The organism is Pseudomonas sp. TE9122 (genome assembly GCF_056278925.1).
Genome location: NZ_JBWBQI010000001.1, coordinates 4,022,057 through 4,037,504, shown reverse-complemented (window position 1 = coordinate 4,037,504; position 15,448 = coordinate 4,022,057). Strand labels below are relative to the sequence as shown.

At 61.0% G+C, this 15,448-nt stretch carries 12 protein-coding genes and 3 pseudogenes; 3 read left to right on the top strand and 12 right to left on the bottom strand.

Translation table 11 applies throughout. The annotated features are described in order from the left end of the window. Nucleotides 1–6 precede the first annotated feature (6 nt). From ACZ9BE_RS18200 to ACZ9BE_RS18175, 6 genes and pseudogenes are all read right to left on the bottom strand, one after another. Nucleotides 7–1,335 carry a DUF58 domain-containing protein gene (locus tag ACZ9BE_RS18200; protein ID WP_476249767.1) on the bottom strand — a complete coding sequence of 443 codons (1,329 nt, stop codon included), beginning with the start codon at nucleotides 1,333–1,335 and terminating at the stop codon, nucleotides 7–9. Then, entirely contained in the window at nucleotides 1,332–2,333 is a 1,002-nt protein-coding gene (locus ACZ9BE_RS18195) for an AAA family ATPase (RefSeq protein WP_041479813.1), read from the bottom strand. Before ACZ9BE_RS18195 ends, ACZ9BE_RS18200 begins: the two co-directional genes overlap by 4 nt. Continuing rightward, nucleotides 2,330–3,493, bottom strand: coding sequence for a DUF4350 domain-containing protein (locus ACZ9BE_RS18190; RefSeq protein WP_476249766.1), 1,164 nt, complete (start codon nucleotides 3,491–3,493; stop codon nucleotides 2,330–2,332). The genes ACZ9BE_RS18195 and ACZ9BE_RS18190 overlap by 4 nt, the downstream gene beginning before the upstream one ends. Continuing rightward, a pseudogene (locus tag ACZ9BE_RS18185) lies at nucleotides 3,490–5,032 on the bottom strand (DUF4129 domain-containing protein). The gene ACZ9BE_RS18190 and the pseudogene ACZ9BE_RS18185 overlap by 4 nt, the downstream one beginning before the upstream one ends. Further along, complete coding sequence (locus ACZ9BE_RS18180) at nucleotides 5,019–5,996, bottom strand: stage II sporulation protein M (RefSeq protein ID WP_476249765.1); 978 nt, start codon at nucleotides 5,994–5,996, stop codon at nucleotides 5,019–5,021. The pseudogene ACZ9BE_RS18185 and the gene ACZ9BE_RS18180 overlap by 14 nt, the downstream one beginning before the upstream one ends. Continuing rightward, on the bottom strand, nucleotides 5,993–6,709 hold the full coding sequence (locus ACZ9BE_RS18175) for an RDD family protein (RefSeq protein ID WP_076563960.1): 717 nt from the start codon (nucleotides 6,707–6,709) through the stop codon (nucleotides 5,993–5,995). Before ACZ9BE_RS18175 ends, ACZ9BE_RS18180 begins: the two co-directional genes overlap by 4 nt. A 267-nt stretch (nucleotides 6,710–6,976) precedes the next feature. On the opposite strand from ACZ9BE_RS18175, the pseudogene sbcB reads away from it, so the two are divergent. Then, nucleotides 6,977–8,408, top strand: a pseudogene (gene sbcB, locus ACZ9BE_RS18170) (exodeoxyribonuclease I). Between the two features lie 97 nt (nucleotides 8,409–8,505). Here the strand turns inward: sbcB and mvaT are convergent. Further along, nucleotides 8,506–8,883 carry a histone-like nucleoid-structuring protein MvaT gene (mvaT, locus tag ACZ9BE_RS18165; protein ID WP_016773476.1) on the bottom strand — a complete coding sequence of 126 codons (378 nt, stop codon included), beginning with the start codon at nucleotides 8,881–8,883 and terminating at the stop codon, nucleotides 8,506–8,508. Between the two features lie 337 nt (nucleotides 8,884–9,220). On the opposite strand from mvaT, the gene purU reads away from it, so the two are divergent. Next, nucleotides 9,221–10,069, top strand: coding sequence for a formyltetrahydrofolate deformylase (purU, locus tag ACZ9BE_RS18160; protein ID WP_041479808.1), 849 nt, complete (start codon nucleotides 9,221–9,223; stop codon nucleotides 10,067–10,069). An 81-nt stretch (nucleotides 10,070–10,150) separates the two neighbouring features. Then, nucleotides 10,151–10,327, top strand: coding sequence for a hypothetical protein (locus tag ACZ9BE_RS18155; protein WP_016773478.1), 177 nt, complete (start codon nucleotides 10,151–10,153; stop codon nucleotides 10,325–10,327). On the opposite strand, the gene ACZ9BE_RS18150 is transcribed toward ACZ9BE_RS18155, so the two are convergent. The 5 genes and pseudogenes from ACZ9BE_RS18150 to ACZ9BE_RS18130 all read right to left on the bottom strand — a co-directional run. Beyond that, nucleotides 10,311–11,309: a lysylphosphatidylglycerol synthase transmembrane domain-containing protein gene (locus ACZ9BE_RS18150; RefSeq protein WP_476249764.1), complete on the bottom strand. Its 999-nt coding sequence runs from the start codon at nucleotides 11,307–11,309 to the stop codon at nucleotides 10,311–10,313. The genes ACZ9BE_RS18155 and ACZ9BE_RS18150 overlap by 17 nt on opposite strands. Then, complete coding sequence (locus ACZ9BE_RS18145) at nucleotides 11,306–12,076, bottom strand: DUF2334 domain-containing protein (RefSeq protein ID WP_476249763.1); 771 nt, start codon at nucleotides 12,074–12,076, stop codon at nucleotides 11,306–11,308. Before ACZ9BE_RS18145 ends, ACZ9BE_RS18150 begins: the two co-directional genes overlap by 4 nt. Then, nucleotides 12,069–13,160, bottom strand: coding sequence for a glycosyltransferase family 4 protein (locus ACZ9BE_RS18140; protein ID WP_476250143.1), 1,092 nt, complete (start codon nucleotides 13,158–13,160; stop codon nucleotides 12,069–12,071). The genes ACZ9BE_RS18145 and ACZ9BE_RS18140 overlap by 8 nt, the downstream gene beginning before the upstream one ends. 216 nt (nucleotides 13,161–13,376) lie before the next feature. After that, nucleotides 13,377–14,141, bottom strand: a complete 765-nt coding sequence (locus tag ACZ9BE_RS18135; RefSeq protein ID WP_425375757.1) for a methyl-accepting chemotaxis protein — start codon at nucleotides 14,139–14,141, stop codon at nucleotides 13,377–13,379. Nucleotides 14,142–14,234: 93 nt separating this feature from the next. Beyond that, nucleotides 14,235–15,266: pseudogene (locus ACZ9BE_RS18130) on the bottom strand (HAMP domain-containing protein); the annotation flags it as partial. Between the last annotated feature and the right edge of the window lie 182 nt (nucleotides 15,267–15,448).

Sequence of the window (15,448 nt, the reverse complement as noted above, 5' to 3'; positions counted from 1 at the left end):
AATCTGTCAGATCGCAGCGGTCTTTTTCCAGCTCATGTAACTTGTCACCAGTCCGGCCCCCAGCTCGGCGGGCCGAACATCCATCACTGCAACGCCATGAGCAGTCAGCCGCTCATGGAGTTGCGAGCGGGCATTGAGAAAATCGATGGTGCCGCAGTAGGCGAGTGCCTCGGGCAACGTTTGCACCGTGGTCTGGCGCAATGTATCCAACGCCTGTTCACGCAGGCTCGCCACCAGCACCCGATGTTGCGCGCTCAGACGTTTGACTGCGGCCAGCAGTTGCTCGTCTTCATCGCGCAAATTGGTTACCAGCACTACCAGCGCCCTACGCTTTTGGCGGGCCAATAGCTGGTTGGCGGCAGCCTGATAATCGGCGGGGCGCTGAGTGCTCTCGAGGTCATAAACAGCGTTGAGCAAGACATTCAGTTGGCCGCTGCCTTTAACCGGCGCGACATGGCGCGGCTTATCACCGGCAAAGGTACTCATGCCCACCGCATCCCCTTGGCGCAACGCCACATAACTGAGTAACAGGCAGGCATTGAGCGCGTGATCGAAGTGCGACAGCTCACCGTCCTGGCTGCGCATCTGCCGGCCGCAGTCGAGCATGAAAATGATCTGCTGATCTCTTTCGTCTTCGTACTCGCGGGCAATCGGTGTGCGCTGGCGGGCGGTGGCTTTCCAGTCGATCTGGCGCAGGCTGTCGCCCTCGCGAAATTCGCGCAACTGATGGAATTCCTGACCCTGACCGCGACGTTGTCGCTGGCGCACGCCGAGCTGGCTGAGCCAGTTGTCGACGGCGCGCAACTCGCCGCCGTAAAGCCGGGCGAAGTCCGGGAAGACGCGGGTCTCGTCGCGGACGCTGAGCAGGCGTTTGCCGGACCATAATCCCAAAGGGCTGGGCAGGTTGACTTCGCACTGTTCGAAGCTGAAATGCCCGCGTTCGAGAGGGCGCAGACGGTAGCTGATCTGGCTGACATGGCCGGGTTGAAGCTCGACAAGCATCGGCAGATGTTCAAACGCCAGGCCGTCGGGAACGTGGTCGAAGAGTCCAATGGCCAGTGGCTCGGCAAATTCATGGGCCACCTCCAGCTTCACCTCCGCCCAGCGCCCCAATGCCAGGCTGCCGGGCATCTGTCGCTTGATGCGCGGCGAGGGCAGGCTTCTGAGGCGCAGCGCGTCAATAACTGCCAACGCCAACAGCGCCAGGAGCAAACCCCAGTTGATCGAAATCAGGCTGGACGGGAGGTCGATCTGCAACGCCTGCAACGCGCCGAGCACGATACTGATAACCACCAGCAGGGCCAGCCAGATCAGCAGCAGCCGAGACGGTTTCACAGGCGCGGCGCCGGCACTTGATCGAGCAATTGCGTGAGCACCTGATCGACCTGCAGGCCTTCGATATCCAGCTCCGGCGCGATGCGCACGCGATGACGCAACACCGCCAGCGCGCAGCCTTTGATGTCATCCGGGATTACAAACTCGCCGCCGCGCAACAACGCCCGGGCACGGGCACAGCGAACCAATGCAATCGAGGCGCGTGGCCCGGCGCCGAGGGTCAGCCCCGGCCAGGTGCGCGTGCTGCGCGCCAGGCGCACGGCGTAATCGAGGACCTGATCGTCCAGCGGCAAGTCACTGGCGATGCGCTGCAAGGCTTGAACATCCTTGGCTTGCAACACCGTGCGCAGCGGTTGCACATCGAGCATGTCGGCGCGGGTCGAACGACAGACCTGACGGACCATGTTCAGCTCCTGATCGGCGTCGGGGTAATCCATGCGCACCTTGAGCATGAAGCGGTCAAGCTCGGCTTCCGGCAGTGGATAGGTGCCTTCCTGTTCGATCGGATTCTGCGTCGCCAGCACCATGAACGGTTGCGCGATGGGCAGGGCGCGTCCTTCGAGCGTCACCTGGCGCTCCTGCATGGCTTCGAGCAACGCCGCCTGGGTTTTCGCCGGGGCGCGGTTGATCTCGTCGGCCAGCAGCAGGTTGGTGAACAGCGGTCCTTTGCGCAGCTTGAACTGCTCGGTCTGCAAGTCATACACGGCGTGACCGGTGACGTCGCTGGGCATCAGGTCCGGGGTGAACTGGATGCGCGCGAACTCGCCGCCGAAGCATCGCGCCAAGGCCCTCACCAGCAAGGTCTTGCCCAGGCCGGGCACGCCTTCGAGCAGCACGTGGCCGCCGGCAATCAGCGCGGTCAGGACAGCGTCGACCACCGCATCCTGGCCAATCAGCGCCTTGTTCAATTCGTTGCGCACCGCTTGCGCCAACTGGCTGGCACGCTGGCGCTGCTGGGCGGCGTGCGTCGCGCTGCCGGGCTCGATCTGTTCAGTCATAACGCGTTCCTCAAGGTTTGCAGATGAGCGACCTGACGGCTGAATTCGGCGCTGGACAAACGCTGCTTCGGTCGTGGGCTCAGGGCCTGGCTGATGGCGCGGGTGGGTTGCCGGGTCAGGCGCGATAACGCCAGCCATTGTTCGGCCACATTCAATTGATCGAAACCGGGATGGCGGCGGCGCGCGCGGCGCAGGATGTCTTGTTGCAAGGCTTGGAGCAGCGCCTGCTGGCCGTTGTGGCGCAGGAGGAAATCGGCGCTGGCGCGCAGATGCTCCAGCAGTTGACGGCGACCCGCTGGCGCGGGCATTTGCACCGGCCCGTGGCGCACGCTCGCCTGCCACAACCACAGACCGATCAAGGCGAGCAGGGCGACAATGGCCTGCGCAAAGTAGCGCCAGAGCAACGTCCACAGACCATCGTGCGCGGTGTTGTAAATCAGCGTGACGTCGGTGTCGGCGCTCAGATACCAGAGCAGCCAGGCGTTGTCGTATTTGCCGATAGCCGGGGTTTTCCACAGCTCGGCATCGGTGACCACGGTGATCGTGCCGAGGCCGTACACCCGTTGCATCATGTGCGTGGCTTTGGCGCTGTTGGCCCAGGCTTGCGCGACATTGTTCGGGTCGTCGAGGTGGAAGTCGGTGTCGAAACCGGCGTAGGCCGGCGCGTCTTCATCTTCCAGATACAGTTTGGTCAGTTTCGGGAAGCGGTCCTTTTCCCCGTCCTCGGGAGGATCTTTCAAGTCCTTGCTCAGCGATTGGTGCAGTTGCACCTTGTCGAGCAGCAGATCATTGCTTTGCCCGGTTTGCGCATCCCACAACGATTCGGCGACGAACACCAGGCGCCCGCCGGCACGAGTCCAGTTCAGCACCTGATCGACTTCACGCGGCGTCATCCGTGCGCGCTCGCCGAACAGCAACAAGGTGTGGCTGTGCGGATCAATCTGCGGCAGCACCGTCAAGGTCTCGGCGTGGCTGACCGCGAGGCCGCGCTCGCGCAGGAACATTTCCGCCGCCAGATAAGGATTGGCTTGCGCGGCAGGCGAGGGGCCGTGATCGATGACTTCCTGATAAGGACGGGCTTTGAGGTAGAGGAACAGACTCAAGCCGCCAAGCAGCAAAAACGCCAGCGCAGCCAACGACCCGCCAATGCGCCGGTTCAATGCCCGGACCCTTTGCTGAACAATTCACGCCAGCCGTTACACAGCTCTGCTTGCAGGTGCGCGGCTGGAAGTCGGTGCCCGTAGGCCATGTTCTGCCAGTGAACAGTGAGGTTGCGGCTGTAGGCGAGCAGGTCCGGGCGTTGCAATTGCTCGATGCGGGTGAGGATCTGGCTCTCGGTGTCGGCGGCTTTGAGCGTCAGGTCGAAATCATGCAACAGATGGCTGAGCAGGCCGCGATAGAGCAGGCCCAGCGCGGCGCGAGGGTTCGCTCAGCCACAATTGTTCGGCACTGGCGGCGATGTCATCGGGAAGGGTTTCACGGTTCAGATCCAGCCCGAAGACGTGTGGCGGCGCCGGTGGTTTGCTGCGCGAGGGCAGGTGCGGGCGACGACTGACGAAGGCCCGGAGAAATTCGCGATAACGCCAGACCAGCCAGCCCAGCGCGGCGACCAGCGCGCCCCACAACAGCACCTCAATCACGTTCGCCAAGGCATCAAGGTGTCGACTGTCGAGCCAACCGAGAAGGGTTTTCAGCCACTGCGGAGCCTCACCCGGTTGCGCGTCCTTGGCCGGGCTTGCCGGGTCGTCGCCAAAGCGATAGCGGGTGACGCTTTCCTTGTTCTTGAACGGCGGTTGTTCGAGCAGCGACTGGATGCTGTCGCGCGAGGCCTGACTGGTCAGCGGCTGATTGAGCAACCGTGGAGCATCCGGCGCATCGCTGGCCCATACCGGTTGCAGATTCGGCAGCAGCAGACACGCCGCCAGCAACACACCGAGCACGCTGTTGTTCAAACGCTGGCGCAAACGGCGGAAAACCAGCTCGATGTCCCAGGCTTCCAGTTGCGTGCGACGGTTCAGGTACAGGCTGAAGCCGCAGGCGACATACACCGGTCCCCAGGCCACCAGGATCAGTGCATAAAAAACGTTGGTCAGGTGCTCCAGCCAGCGCCAGTCCTGATCGGCGGCGAGCAGCAGCGACTGCCAGTCCCAGTCGGTTTCGATCTGCTGCGGCAAGAGCATGTAGAACAGCAGCATCAAGCCGATCCACAGTGCGGTTTCCAGATGCACGCCGATAATCGTCAGCCATTGCGCGGCGCCACCGTTGCGTTGCAGCAGCACCTGCAGACGTTGTTGTCTGGCCTCGCCATTCAGGCCTTCGAGTTGCGTCACCGGCAGCACAAAGCTGCGACTCAGACTCAGCCGTCGCCAGGTCAGACTGGCCAGCAGTTGCGGCTTGAGCAGGCGCGGCCACTCGCGCAAGGCTCCTTGTCTGAGGGTTGGCGTTTCACCGAACAGCGCTTTGGAGAGGATGTACAGCGGCAGGCGTTCGTAGGCCGGTTTCAGCCACCAGAAAATGAACACCGCCAGTGATGGCCAATCCCACAGCAACAGGCTGAGCAGGGCGAACAGCGGCAGGGTGACGATCGCCCAACTGGTCATCAACAACCGGCGATGCTGCTGGCTCATCAACACGCCCAGGTCCATGGCTTCCCAGGTCGTGCGCGGGCGGATCACTACGCTGGCGTCACTCAGGCGCATGACGAATCCTTCCGGCAAATAGCAGATACACCGCGACGGTCAGCCACAGCGCGGCGCCGACGGCGTATTTGGTCAGCGGCGTGACACTGGTTTTCGACGACCAATAAGCCTCGATGAATGCTGCGATCAACAGGAACAACATCGCCCCACACACCAGCAACACGCTTTTGCGTGCGGCCAGACGCAGCGCCTCGCCCCATGTCAGACGTCCGGGGGCGATCAGCGCCCAGCCCAGCTTGAGGCCCGCCGCGCCGGCGAGGGCAATGGCGCTCAGTTCGAACGCACCGTGACCGATCACGAACGACCAGAAGGTCTGGCTGAAACCGATCTCGCTGAGATGCCCGGCCACCGCGCCGATGATCATGCCGTTGTAAAGCAGGAAAAAACCGCTGCCCACGCCCATCAGCAAACCGCTGGCGAACGTCTGAAAGGCGATGCCCGTGTTGTGCATCACGTAATAGCCGAACATTACCCAGTCTTCGCTGGCCGCACGTTCCGCTGAGCGGCCGAGGTGGCCGGCAACGGGGTCGTACATGCCTTGCATCTCGCGCACCTGCTCGGCCGGGATCAGGTTGTAGATCAGTTCCGGGAACAGATAAACCAGCACGCCGAAACCGATCAGGCTGCCGAAGAACAACAGGCTGGCGGCCGCAACGAAGCGCCATTGTTCGCGCACCAGTCGCGGGAAGTCGGCGAGGATAAAGCTGATGATTTGCGCCCCGAGCCGACTGCGATGCCGATAGAGCTGTTGATGGCCGCGCAGTACTTGTTGTTGCAACGTATCGATCAGAAAGCTGCTGTAGCCGCGCGCCTGGGCCAGAGCCAGATGTTGGCAGAGACGCCGATAGGCCTTGGGAAAATCGCTGACTTGCGGCGTCTCCTTGCCTTGTTCGAGGCGTTCGAGCGCCACGGCGAAGCGCTCCCATTCGGCCTTGTGGCGACTTTCGAACAGGCTCTGCTTCATGGGGTCGGCCCCAACAGGCCGCGCGCGATGCCGTTGAGTTCAGACACGGCTTTGGGCGCAGAGATGTGCAGCGGCTGCGCCAGCAATGCCGCCAGCTCGTTGACCCGTGCGGGAGAGAGCTCGGCCTGACGCTCGGCGAAACCGAGTACCGCGCGTTGTTCGCTCAAGGTCAGCGGAACGGGGCTGCGGCGAGGTTCAGCGTCAGGCAGTTGCGGGCGGCTCAGCGGGCGTTCGCTGTAAACCACCAAGGTGCCGGCGGCAATGTCGCCGAGGCGTTTGAAGGTTGGGTGTTGCAGGCAACTGAGCGCACCGAGGAAATAGCCGAAGGGCAGTAGATCGACAAAGCGCAGCAGGTTGCGCAATAGCGAGGCCGACCAGCCGATCGGCGTGCCGTCATCGTGCACCACGCGCAAACCCAGCCATTGCTTGCCCGGCGAACGGCCCTGACGCAGCACCTCGAACAGCACCATGTACCACCAGCTGATGGCAAACAGCAGCAAGGAACCGAGGCCCATGCCGAGCTTGCCGAGAAATGCCAGCGCGATAAACAGCACGCCGAGGATCAAGCCGCGAATGCCTAGATCGATGGCAAACGCCACGGCGCGCACCATCAACCCGGCGGGGCGCAACGGCAGGTCGATGCCTTCCGGCGTTTCGACCTGATGCCGGGTATCCAGCGGTGCTTTCCTTCGCGGTGCTGTGGGCTCGAGCATGGGCTACCTGATGTTCGCCTGTTCGGGATGCAAGTGCGCCTGATGCTAGCAGCCTCTCGGGTGTGGGAGCGAGCCTGCTCGCGAATGTGGTGGATCAGTCAGCCTATGTGCACCTGACGGAAAGCCTTCGCGAGCAGGCTCGCTCCCACAAGGGCAATGCATTCCAGTTGTAGGAATCTGGAGAAATTGCTGTTCGAGGGCGACCAGGCTGGCCGTGGCAACCCTGAAACGCCTAGACTTCGCCGATCTTCTGTTCAGGATTCGCCCGTGACTTCAATCTTCTGGTACGACTACGAAACCACTGGCATCAATCCGCGCAACGACCGTCCGCTGCAGGTGGCCGGGATTCGCACTGACCACGCGCTCAACGAAATCGACGAGCCGGTCAATCTCTATTGCCAGCCCAGCGAGGACATCCTGCCGCACCCGGCGGCGTGCGCGATCACCGGCATCACCCCGGGCCAGCTCGCTGAAAAAGGCTTGAGCGAAGCCGATTTCATGACCCGCGTGCATGCGCAACTGGCCGCTCCGGGGACCTGTGGCGCCGGTTAACAACACCTTGCGTTTCGACGACGAAATGACCCGCTACAGCCTGTATCGCAATTTCTTCGACCCCTATGCCCGTGAATGGCAGGGTGGCAACAGTCGCTGGGATCTGATTGATGTGGTGCGCGCCGCTTACGCATTGCGCCCCGATGGTCTGGTCTGGCCGACCGATGATGAAGGCCGCGTGACCCTCAAGCTCGAACGTCTCACGGCGGCCAACAATATCGATCACGGCCATGCCCACGAGGCGCTGTCGGATGTGCGCGCCACCATCGCGTTGGCGCGGCTGATTCGCGAGAAACAACCCAAGCTCTACGAGTGGCTGTTCCAGTTGCGCAGCAAACAGAAGGTGATGGATCAGATCCGCCTGTTGCAGCCACTGGTGCATGTGTCCGGGCGTTTCTCGGCGGCGCGCAGTTATGTCGGCGTGGTGTTGCCGCTGGCCTGGCACCCGAAAAATCGCAACGCCTTGATCGTCTGTGATCTGCATCTTGATCCGCAGGGGGTGCTGGACCTCGATGCGCAAGCCTTGCGTCAGCGTCTTTATACCCGTCGCGATGAGTTGGCCGAAGGTGAGTTGCCGGTGCCGCTCAAACTGATTCATATCAATCGCTGCCCGGTTGTAGCGCCGCTGGCGGTATTGCGCGCACAAGACCAGCAGCGCCTTGGGCTGGACATGGCGCTTTATCATGAGCGGGCAGTGCGACTAACTGACGCACAACAAGTCTGGAAAGATAAAGTCGCGGCGATTTATGCCAGCGAAGATTTCACGCCCAACGAAGATCCCGAGCAGCAGTTGTACGATGGATTTATCGGTGATCGAGATCGTCGTTTATGCGAACAAGTTCGAACGGCGGATCCTGCGCAGTTGGCGCAAGAGCAGTGGCCTTTCGATGATGAACGTTTGCCTGAATTACTTTTTCGATATCGAGCACGCAACTTTCCGGACACCCTGGACGTGGCCGAGCAAGAGCGCTGGAAATTATTTTGTCAGCAGCGCCTTACGCAACCTGAGGCCGGTGCGCCGAATACCGTGCAGTCATTTATCGAGGCGGCAGAGCAATGGTCGCTTAGTGCGACGCCAATGCAGCGAGAGGTACTCAATGACTGGCAGAATTATGTCCAGGCATTACGCAAACGTTTGAATCTATGAAATCGAACATACCCGTAATTAATCTGCGGGCATAAAAAAACGCCAGCGCTAGCTGGCGTTCTTTTGTTCGCGGATCGCTCTGCGAAGGTGTTGCGGCTTAGCCCAGCAGGGTAGCCCAGCCTTCAACCACGTCGCCGCCCCACTTGGCTTTCCACTCTTTCAGAGTCTTGTGGTTGCCACCTTTGGTTTCGATGACTTCACCGTTGTGCGGGTTTTTGTATTGCTTAACTTTGCGTGCACGCTTGGTGCCGGTAGTTTTCACTGCGCCGCCGCGTGGAGCCTTGGATTTGGCTTCCGGATCCAGCAGCGCGATGATGTCACGCAGGGACTTGGAGTATTCACCCATCAGCGTGCGCAGTTTGCCTTCGAATTCCAGTTCGGCTTGCAGTTTGTCGTCTTCGGACAGGTTCTTCAGACGGGCTTGCAGCTCTTTGATGGCTTCTTCGGTGGCGCGATATTCGTTGATCAAGGACATGAGTACTACCTTTTGTAGAATGCTGAATGACAGGGGACAGTGCCGCAATAATAGTCAGGCTGTTTCATCAAGTAAACATTTAGATCGGCTTTTTATTTAAATGAGTTACAGGAATTAGCCGCGCTTTGAATGTTCCGTTAAATAATGTGATGCAGTCAGCACAGATATTTACAGTTGTCTGACAAAAGCCCCGCTAAAGCGTCACGGTCTTGACGTAAGACCTGCGCCAGAAAGCCGTTTGACCATGCTTTGTCCCACCCGGCGCGTATGCGTACTGCAGTTTTCCTGCGCAGTCGCTAGAATGGCGGCCTTTGTGAAGTTCTGGAGTTTCCCCCTCATGCGCACTTTTCGGCTGGTGATCTCTTGCCCGGACCGCGTTGGCATCGTTGCCAAAGTCAGTAATTTTCTGGCCTCTCATAATGGCTGGATCACCGAAGCGAGCCACCACTCTGACAATCAAGTGGGCTGGTTCTTCATGCGTCACGAAATCCGTGCCGATTCCCTGCCGTTCGGTATTGAAGAGTTGCGCGAGAAGTTCGCGCCGATCGCCGAAGAGTTCTCGATGGACTGGCGCATCACCGACACCGAGCAGAAAAAACGCGTGGTGCTGATGGCCAGCCGCGAATCCCACTGCCTGGCCGACCTGCTGCACCGCTGGCACAGCGACGAACTGGATTGCGAAATCGCCTGCGTGATCTCCAACCATGACGACCTGCGCAGCATGGTCGAGTGGCACGGCATCCCTTACTACCACGTGCCGGTCAATCCGCAGGACAAGCAGCCAGCATTCGACGAAGTATCGAGGCTGGTCAAACAGCACGACGCCGAAGTGGTGGTGCTGGCGCGCTACATGCAGATCCTGCCGCCGGACATGTGCCGCGAATACGCGCACAAAGTAATCAATATTCACCACAGCTTCCTGCCATCGTTCGTCGGCGCCAAGCCGTATCATCAGGCGTCGCTGCGTGGTGTGAAGCTGATCGGCGCGACCTGCCACTATGTCACTGAAGAGCTGGACGCCGGCCCGATCATCGAGCAGGACGTGGTGCGTGTCAGCCACAGCGACAGCATCGAAGACATGGTGCGCTTCGGCCGTGACGTCGAGAAGATGGTGCTGGCCCGTGGTCTGCGTTATCACTTGGAAGACCGCGTGCTGGTGCACGGCAACAAGACAGTCGTGTTCTGATCGAGCACGCCACACTTGAAAAACCAAGGGCCTGGGCGTTGAATCGCTCAGGCCCTTGTCATTTGAGCCCGAGAAAAAGTCATGAGCGATCCACTGGACAAAGCCACTTCCAAAGCGCCCGCCACTCTCGGCGAGGGTTGCCTGAGTCGTTACGACCCGGATGACATGAGCCCGGACGACGGCACCGAATTCCCCGGTGCCGCCGAGCTTTGGGAGCAGCTCCAGCAAGAGCAGGACGAACCTAAGAAGCCTGCCTGACGTTCATCAACTTCTTCAGCAACGGCTTGCCCAGCATCAACACGAACACCGGGCCGCCAACCAGCAGATAGAAGTAATACGTCACCACGCGCCAGATCAGGATCGCCGCCGCTGCGGTGGATTTGCCCACCATCGGCGCGAGCAGCGCAGCCGAGGTCAGCTCTGCCGCACCGGCACCGCCGGGTAACAGACTGAACTGGCCGGCGCCCAGCGAGAGCATCTGCACCAGAAAACTCCACGCCCACTGCAAATCCGCGCCGAGCCCGCGCAGGGCCAGATACAGCACGCTGTAGCGCAGCAGCCAGTGCACGCAGGTCAGGGCGAACACCTGAACCAGCGTCTGCCAGGGCAACTTCAAGGTATCGGTAAACGCTGCGAGAAAGTGCAGCAACTTGCGCGCCCAGCGTCGACGAGTGCGTGCCGTCACGTTCATTCCTGCCAACAGCCGCCCGCTCAGGCGAATCAACGCTCGGTGATAACGGGCGATCAACACGCAACTGAACAACCCCCCAAACAGCGAAACGGCGCTGACGGTCAGCAGCCACTCAAGGCGATCGCTCAGGTGCTGGAATAGCGCATAGATCAGAATCCCGCTGAGGGCGCAGAGAAAGAACAGCAGATCGCTGAGCTGATCCATGGCAAACACCGCGCTGCCCCGCGCCGGACGCACGCCGCACCGGGCGAGCAATGCCATGATCGTCAGCGGTCCGCCACTACCGCCGGGCGTGGCGCAGTACGCGAACTCGGCCGCCATCACCACGCCGAGGCTTTTCAAGGGCGCGACTTTTTCTCGCTGGTCGCCGAGCAACAAACGCAAGCGCAGCGTATTGATCCCCCAGCAGAGCAGAATCATGCCGAACATGATCAACAGCCAGTTCAGCGGAAAACTGCGCAGGCGCGACCAGGTTTCACCACCGCCGAGCAGTACCGGAATCAGCACCGCCGCTAGCAGGCCGATCAGCAACAACAGGCCGCGCTTCATGCTGCGCGTTCCAGTTGTCCGCGCTGTCGGGTCAGCCAGTCGATTTTGGTCAGCGGCACGCGTCCCTCCGCCAGCAGGCGTTGCAGCGTGTGCAACCAGTAACCGCGAGAAAAACGGTGACGCATGTCCACCGGATGCAGCCCCAGACGAATCACCGATGCCTCGCGCCAGCGCTGTTCACGCTGGTCGCTGACGATTTTCGACAAGCCGCGCCGCCAGGCGCTGCGCGCACTCCACACCAGCCCGGGTGCATCGATGGCGCTGAAATCGGGCAAGCGATAAAGATGCTGTGGATCGCTGGTGTAGCTGAGCGGCAATTCGCGCAAGGCCTGGCGGGTGCCGTCGCTCATCAGCCAGGCCGGGGCGACGAAACCCTGCACCGGCCAGTCGCAGCGCTGAAACATTTCCAGACCTGCGTGCAGGCGGTCAAGGGCTGCTTCGCGGGACAGGCGATAGAACTCGCCTTCATGGGTGTAGACCCTGCGCATGAACCAGTCGCGCGGGGTGTTTGGCATGGGTTCCTGATCGTCGTGGTAGTAGCCGTGCAGCGCCAGTTCATCGCCTCGGGCGACACGGGCATCGAGCACTCGGCGAAACGCAGGATTGGCATCAAGGGCATCGTGGCGATGGAAGTCCGGCACTACCAGCCACGTCATCGGCACATCACCCAAGGCATCGACAGCCTCGACGAAGGGCTGGTAATCCGCCCACGTCGAGGGCGCGACATCATGCAATACCAGGCAAACAGCTTTCATTTCTTCAACCATTGGCCACCCGTGGCAGCGTATGGCCGAGCACGGCGTGGTAGTGGCTGAGCAGGCTGTCGACCACGGTGTCCCAGGCATAATGACGTTCGACGTGCTGGCGCGCCTGTTGACCGAGGCGGGCGCAGCCGCGACTGAACAGCTCGCGCACGGCATTGGCCATGGCCTGCGGATTGTTCGGTGCACAGAGCAGGCCGCAGGAATCTATGACGATCTCTTCAAACGCCCCGGCCGCCACCGCCACCACGGGAATGCCGCAGGCCATGGCTTCGAGGATGACCAGTCCGAAGGTTTCCTGGTCGCCGGCATGCAGCAGCGCATCGGCGCTGGCCATCAGCCGCGCGACTTTCGGCGCCGGGCAGAATTCGTCGATGACGCTGACGTTGTCCGGCACCGCCGCAGGCATCGACGAGCCGACCAACAACAAGTGATAACGCGGACCAAGGCGCTGCATGCACTTGAGCAGCACCGGCAGGTTTTTCTCCTTGGAACCGCGCCCGGCAAAGATCAGCAGGCGCGTGTCTTCGGCAATGCCCAGCTCGGCCCGCAGGCCAGGGTCGCGGACGTCGGGATGGAAAGTGTGCAGATCCACGCCCAGCGGTTGCACATGGACATTGCGTACACCAAGCCCGATGAGCTTGTCGGCCATGACCTGGCTCGGCGCGAGAACGCGGTCGAAATTGCCGTAGAGACGGGTGACATAAGCTTCGACATTCGGTGTGACCCAATGGCCCATGCGATTGCCCGCCAGCAGCGGCAGATCCGAGTGATAAAAGCCGATCACCGGCACATCCAGCTGCCGCCGCGCATCCAGCGCCGCCCATGCGGTGAGGTAGGGATCGCCGACTTCGATCAGATCCGGCTGCAGATCCTGCAGGACGTTTCGCCATGGCGCCAGCCGCAGCGGGAAGCGATAGCCTTTGCCAAAGGGCAGGGCGGGCGCTGGAACCGTATAAATGCCGTCATGTTCACCCAGTCTCGCGCCGGGGATCAGCAGGCTGTGGCGAATGGCGTTGCGCTCGCCAAGGCGACGGTGTTTGGCATCCAGATAAGTCCGCACGCCTCCGCTGGCCGGGGCGTAGAACATGGTGATGTCGGCGATATGCACGGTGAGCAACCCTCCGCTGTGTTGTTCTCCCTTGATTGACCGTTATCCAGAATAGATGTTCGGTCGGGATTGCGCGGTGGGGTGTCAGTCGGGTTTTGTTGAAACGTAGATATTCGCGAGCAGGCTCGCTCCCACAATGGAGTGCATTTTCCCTGTGGGAGCGAGCCTGCTCGCGAAGCGGCCAGTCGTCGCAGCTTAAATCCTGAAGCTGCCAACCAACTGTTTGAGACGCGAAGCCTGCTGCTCCAGATCCGAACAAGCGCGCAACGTCGCTTGCAGGTTCTCCACGCCTTCCTGGTTCAGCGTGTTGATCTCGGTGATATCGACATTGATCGACTCGACCACAGCGGTTTGTTCTTCGGTCGCTGTCGCCACCGACTGGTTCATCCCGTCAATCTCGCCAATGCGCAGGGTCACGCTGTTCAGGCGTTCGCCGGCGAGGTTGGCGATCTCGACGCTGTCCTGGCTGTGACGCTGGCTATCGCTCATGGTGCTCACCGACTCACGGGCGCCGACTTGCAGCTCCTCGATCATGGTCTGCACCTGTTGGGCCGATTCCTGAGTGCGGTGCGCGAGGTTGCGCACTTCGTCGGCCACCACGGCAAAACCACGACCGGCCTCACCGGCGCGTGCCGCTTCGATCGCCGCGTTCAGCGCCAACAGGTTGGTCTGCTGGGAAATGCTGGTGATCACTTCGAGAATCTGGCCGATGTTGACGGTCTTGCTGTTCAGCGACTCGATGTTGGTGCTCGACGCGCTGAGCATGCTCGACAGCTGGTTCATCGCTTTGATGCTGCGCTCCACCACTTGCTGGCCATCTTCGGCCAGACCCCGGGCGTCGCTGGCCTGATTCGACGCTTGCGCGGCGTTGCGGGCGATTTCCTGGGCGGCGGCGCCGAGCTGATTGATCGCGGCGGCAACACTGCTGGTGCGCGAAGCTTGCTGGTCGGAGTTGTACATCGACGAGTTCGACGCAGCGACCACGCGCAGGGCGACCTCGTTGACCTGGCCGGTGGCCGAGGACACTTCGCGGATCGAACCGTGAATACGCTCGACGAAGCGGTTGAATGCGGTGCCGAGGATGCCGAATTCATCGTTATTGACGATGTTCAGGCGTTTGGTCAGGTCGCCTTCGCCGTCGGCGATGTCTTCCATGGCGCGGGTCATCACGTGCAGCGGCTGGATCAGCAGGCGGATGAGCATGCCGAGCAGGGCAATGATGATTACCACGGCAATGATGGTTGCGATTACCGCTGAGGTGCGGAATTCGCTGAGCATCGCGTAGGCCTGGTCTTTATCGATCGACAGACCGATGTACCAGTTCACCGACGGCAGGCCCTTGATCGGGGCGAAGGTGACGATGCGGGTTTTGCCGTCGACGCTCACTTCGCTGAAATCGCTGCTGATGCGCGGCGTGTCTTGTGGGTAGGCTTCTTTGAGCGACTTCATTACCAGGGCCTTGTCCGGGTGGACGAGGATCTTGCCGTCAGCGCTGATCAGAAACGCATAGCCCATGCCGTCGAAATCCCGCGCGGCGAGGGTGTCGATCAGCGATTGCAGGCTGAGGTCGCCGCCGACCACGCCGACGCTCTGCCCGGCCTTTTTCGACGCGGTGGCGATGGAAATGATCAACTGGCCGGTGGCCGCATCGATGTAGGGTTCGGTCAGGGTCGACGTGCTGCTGCTTTCGGCACCTTTATACCAAGGGCGCACGCGCGGATCGAAACCGTCCGGCATCTTCACGTCCGGGCGGATGGTGAAGTGGCCAGTGGCATCGCCCAGGTAGGTGGCCATGAACGTCGAGGTCAGGCTTTTCTGTTCCAGCAGGCTGGCGACCGTGGCAGGTTCCGGGTTGATGGCGATGTTCTGCGCGGCGTTCTCGATCAGCAGAATGCGCCCGCTGAGCCAGGTCTGGATGTTGCCGGCGGTGACCTCGCCCATTTCATTGAGGTAGTTGTTCAGATCATCGCGGATCGCATTGCGCTGCAGCCAGTCGTTGTACAACGTGAACGAGGCAAAAGCGGCAATGACGATGAGAGCGGCGGCAAGCAAAATCTTATGGCTGAAGCGCAGGTTTTTGTTCATGGCTTGGGGTTCCGCTAAGGTCTTAATGTCCTGGGCGTGCTTTGATAGAGACGCGCACTATGGGCAAGGTTGAAAAATTGATATTTCCGGCTCTCCTTAGGGAAATGTCCGACCCGGTTTTCTGGCGGGTCTGTCCAATTTATGTATCGGCCATGTGTCATCAAAGATTAACCATTGGGTGA

Excerpts from the sequence above, each read along its gene's own strand:
- ACZ9BE_RS18195 (WP_041479813.1), bottom strand. The coding sequence starts at position 2,333 with ATGACTGAACAGATCGAGCCCGGCAGCGCGACGCACGCCGCCCAGCAG.
- ACZ9BE_RS18180 (WP_476249765.1), bottom strand. The coding sequence starts at position 5,996 with ATGAAGCAGAGCCTGTTCGAAAGTCGCCACAAGGCCGAATGGGAGCGC.
- ACZ9BE_RS18175 (WP_076563960.1), bottom strand. The coding sequence starts at position 6,709 with ATGCTCGAGCCCACAGCACCGCGAAGGAAAGCACCGCTGGATACCCGG.
- mvaT (WP_016773476.1), bottom strand. The coding sequence starts at position 8,883 with ATGTCCTTGATCAACGAATATCGCGCCACCGAAGAAGCCATCAAAGAG.
- purU (WP_041479808.1), top strand. The coding sequence starts at position 9,221 with ATGCGCACTTTTCGGCTGGTGATCTCTTGCCCGGACCGCGTTGGCATC.
- ACZ9BE_RS18155 (WP_016773478.1), top strand. The coding sequence starts at position 10,151 with ATGAGCGATCCACTGGACAAAGCCACTTCCAAAGCGCCCGCCACTCTC.
- ACZ9BE_RS18150 (WP_476249764.1), bottom strand. The coding sequence starts at position 11,309 with ATGAAGCGCGGCCTGTTGTTGCTGATCGGCCTGCTAGCGGCGGTGCTG.
- ACZ9BE_RS18145 (WP_476249763.1), bottom strand. The coding sequence starts at position 12,076 with ATGGTTGAAGAAATGAAAGCTGTTTGCCTGGTATTGCATGATGTCGCG.
- ACZ9BE_RS18140 (WP_476250143.1), bottom strand. The coding sequence starts at position 13,160 with ATGTTCTACGCCCCGGCCAGCGGAGGCGTGCGGACTTATCTGGATGCC.
- ACZ9BE_RS18135 (WP_425375757.1), bottom strand. The coding sequence starts at position 14,141 with ATGTACAACTCCGACCAGCAAGCTTCGCGCACCAGCAGTGTTGCCGCC.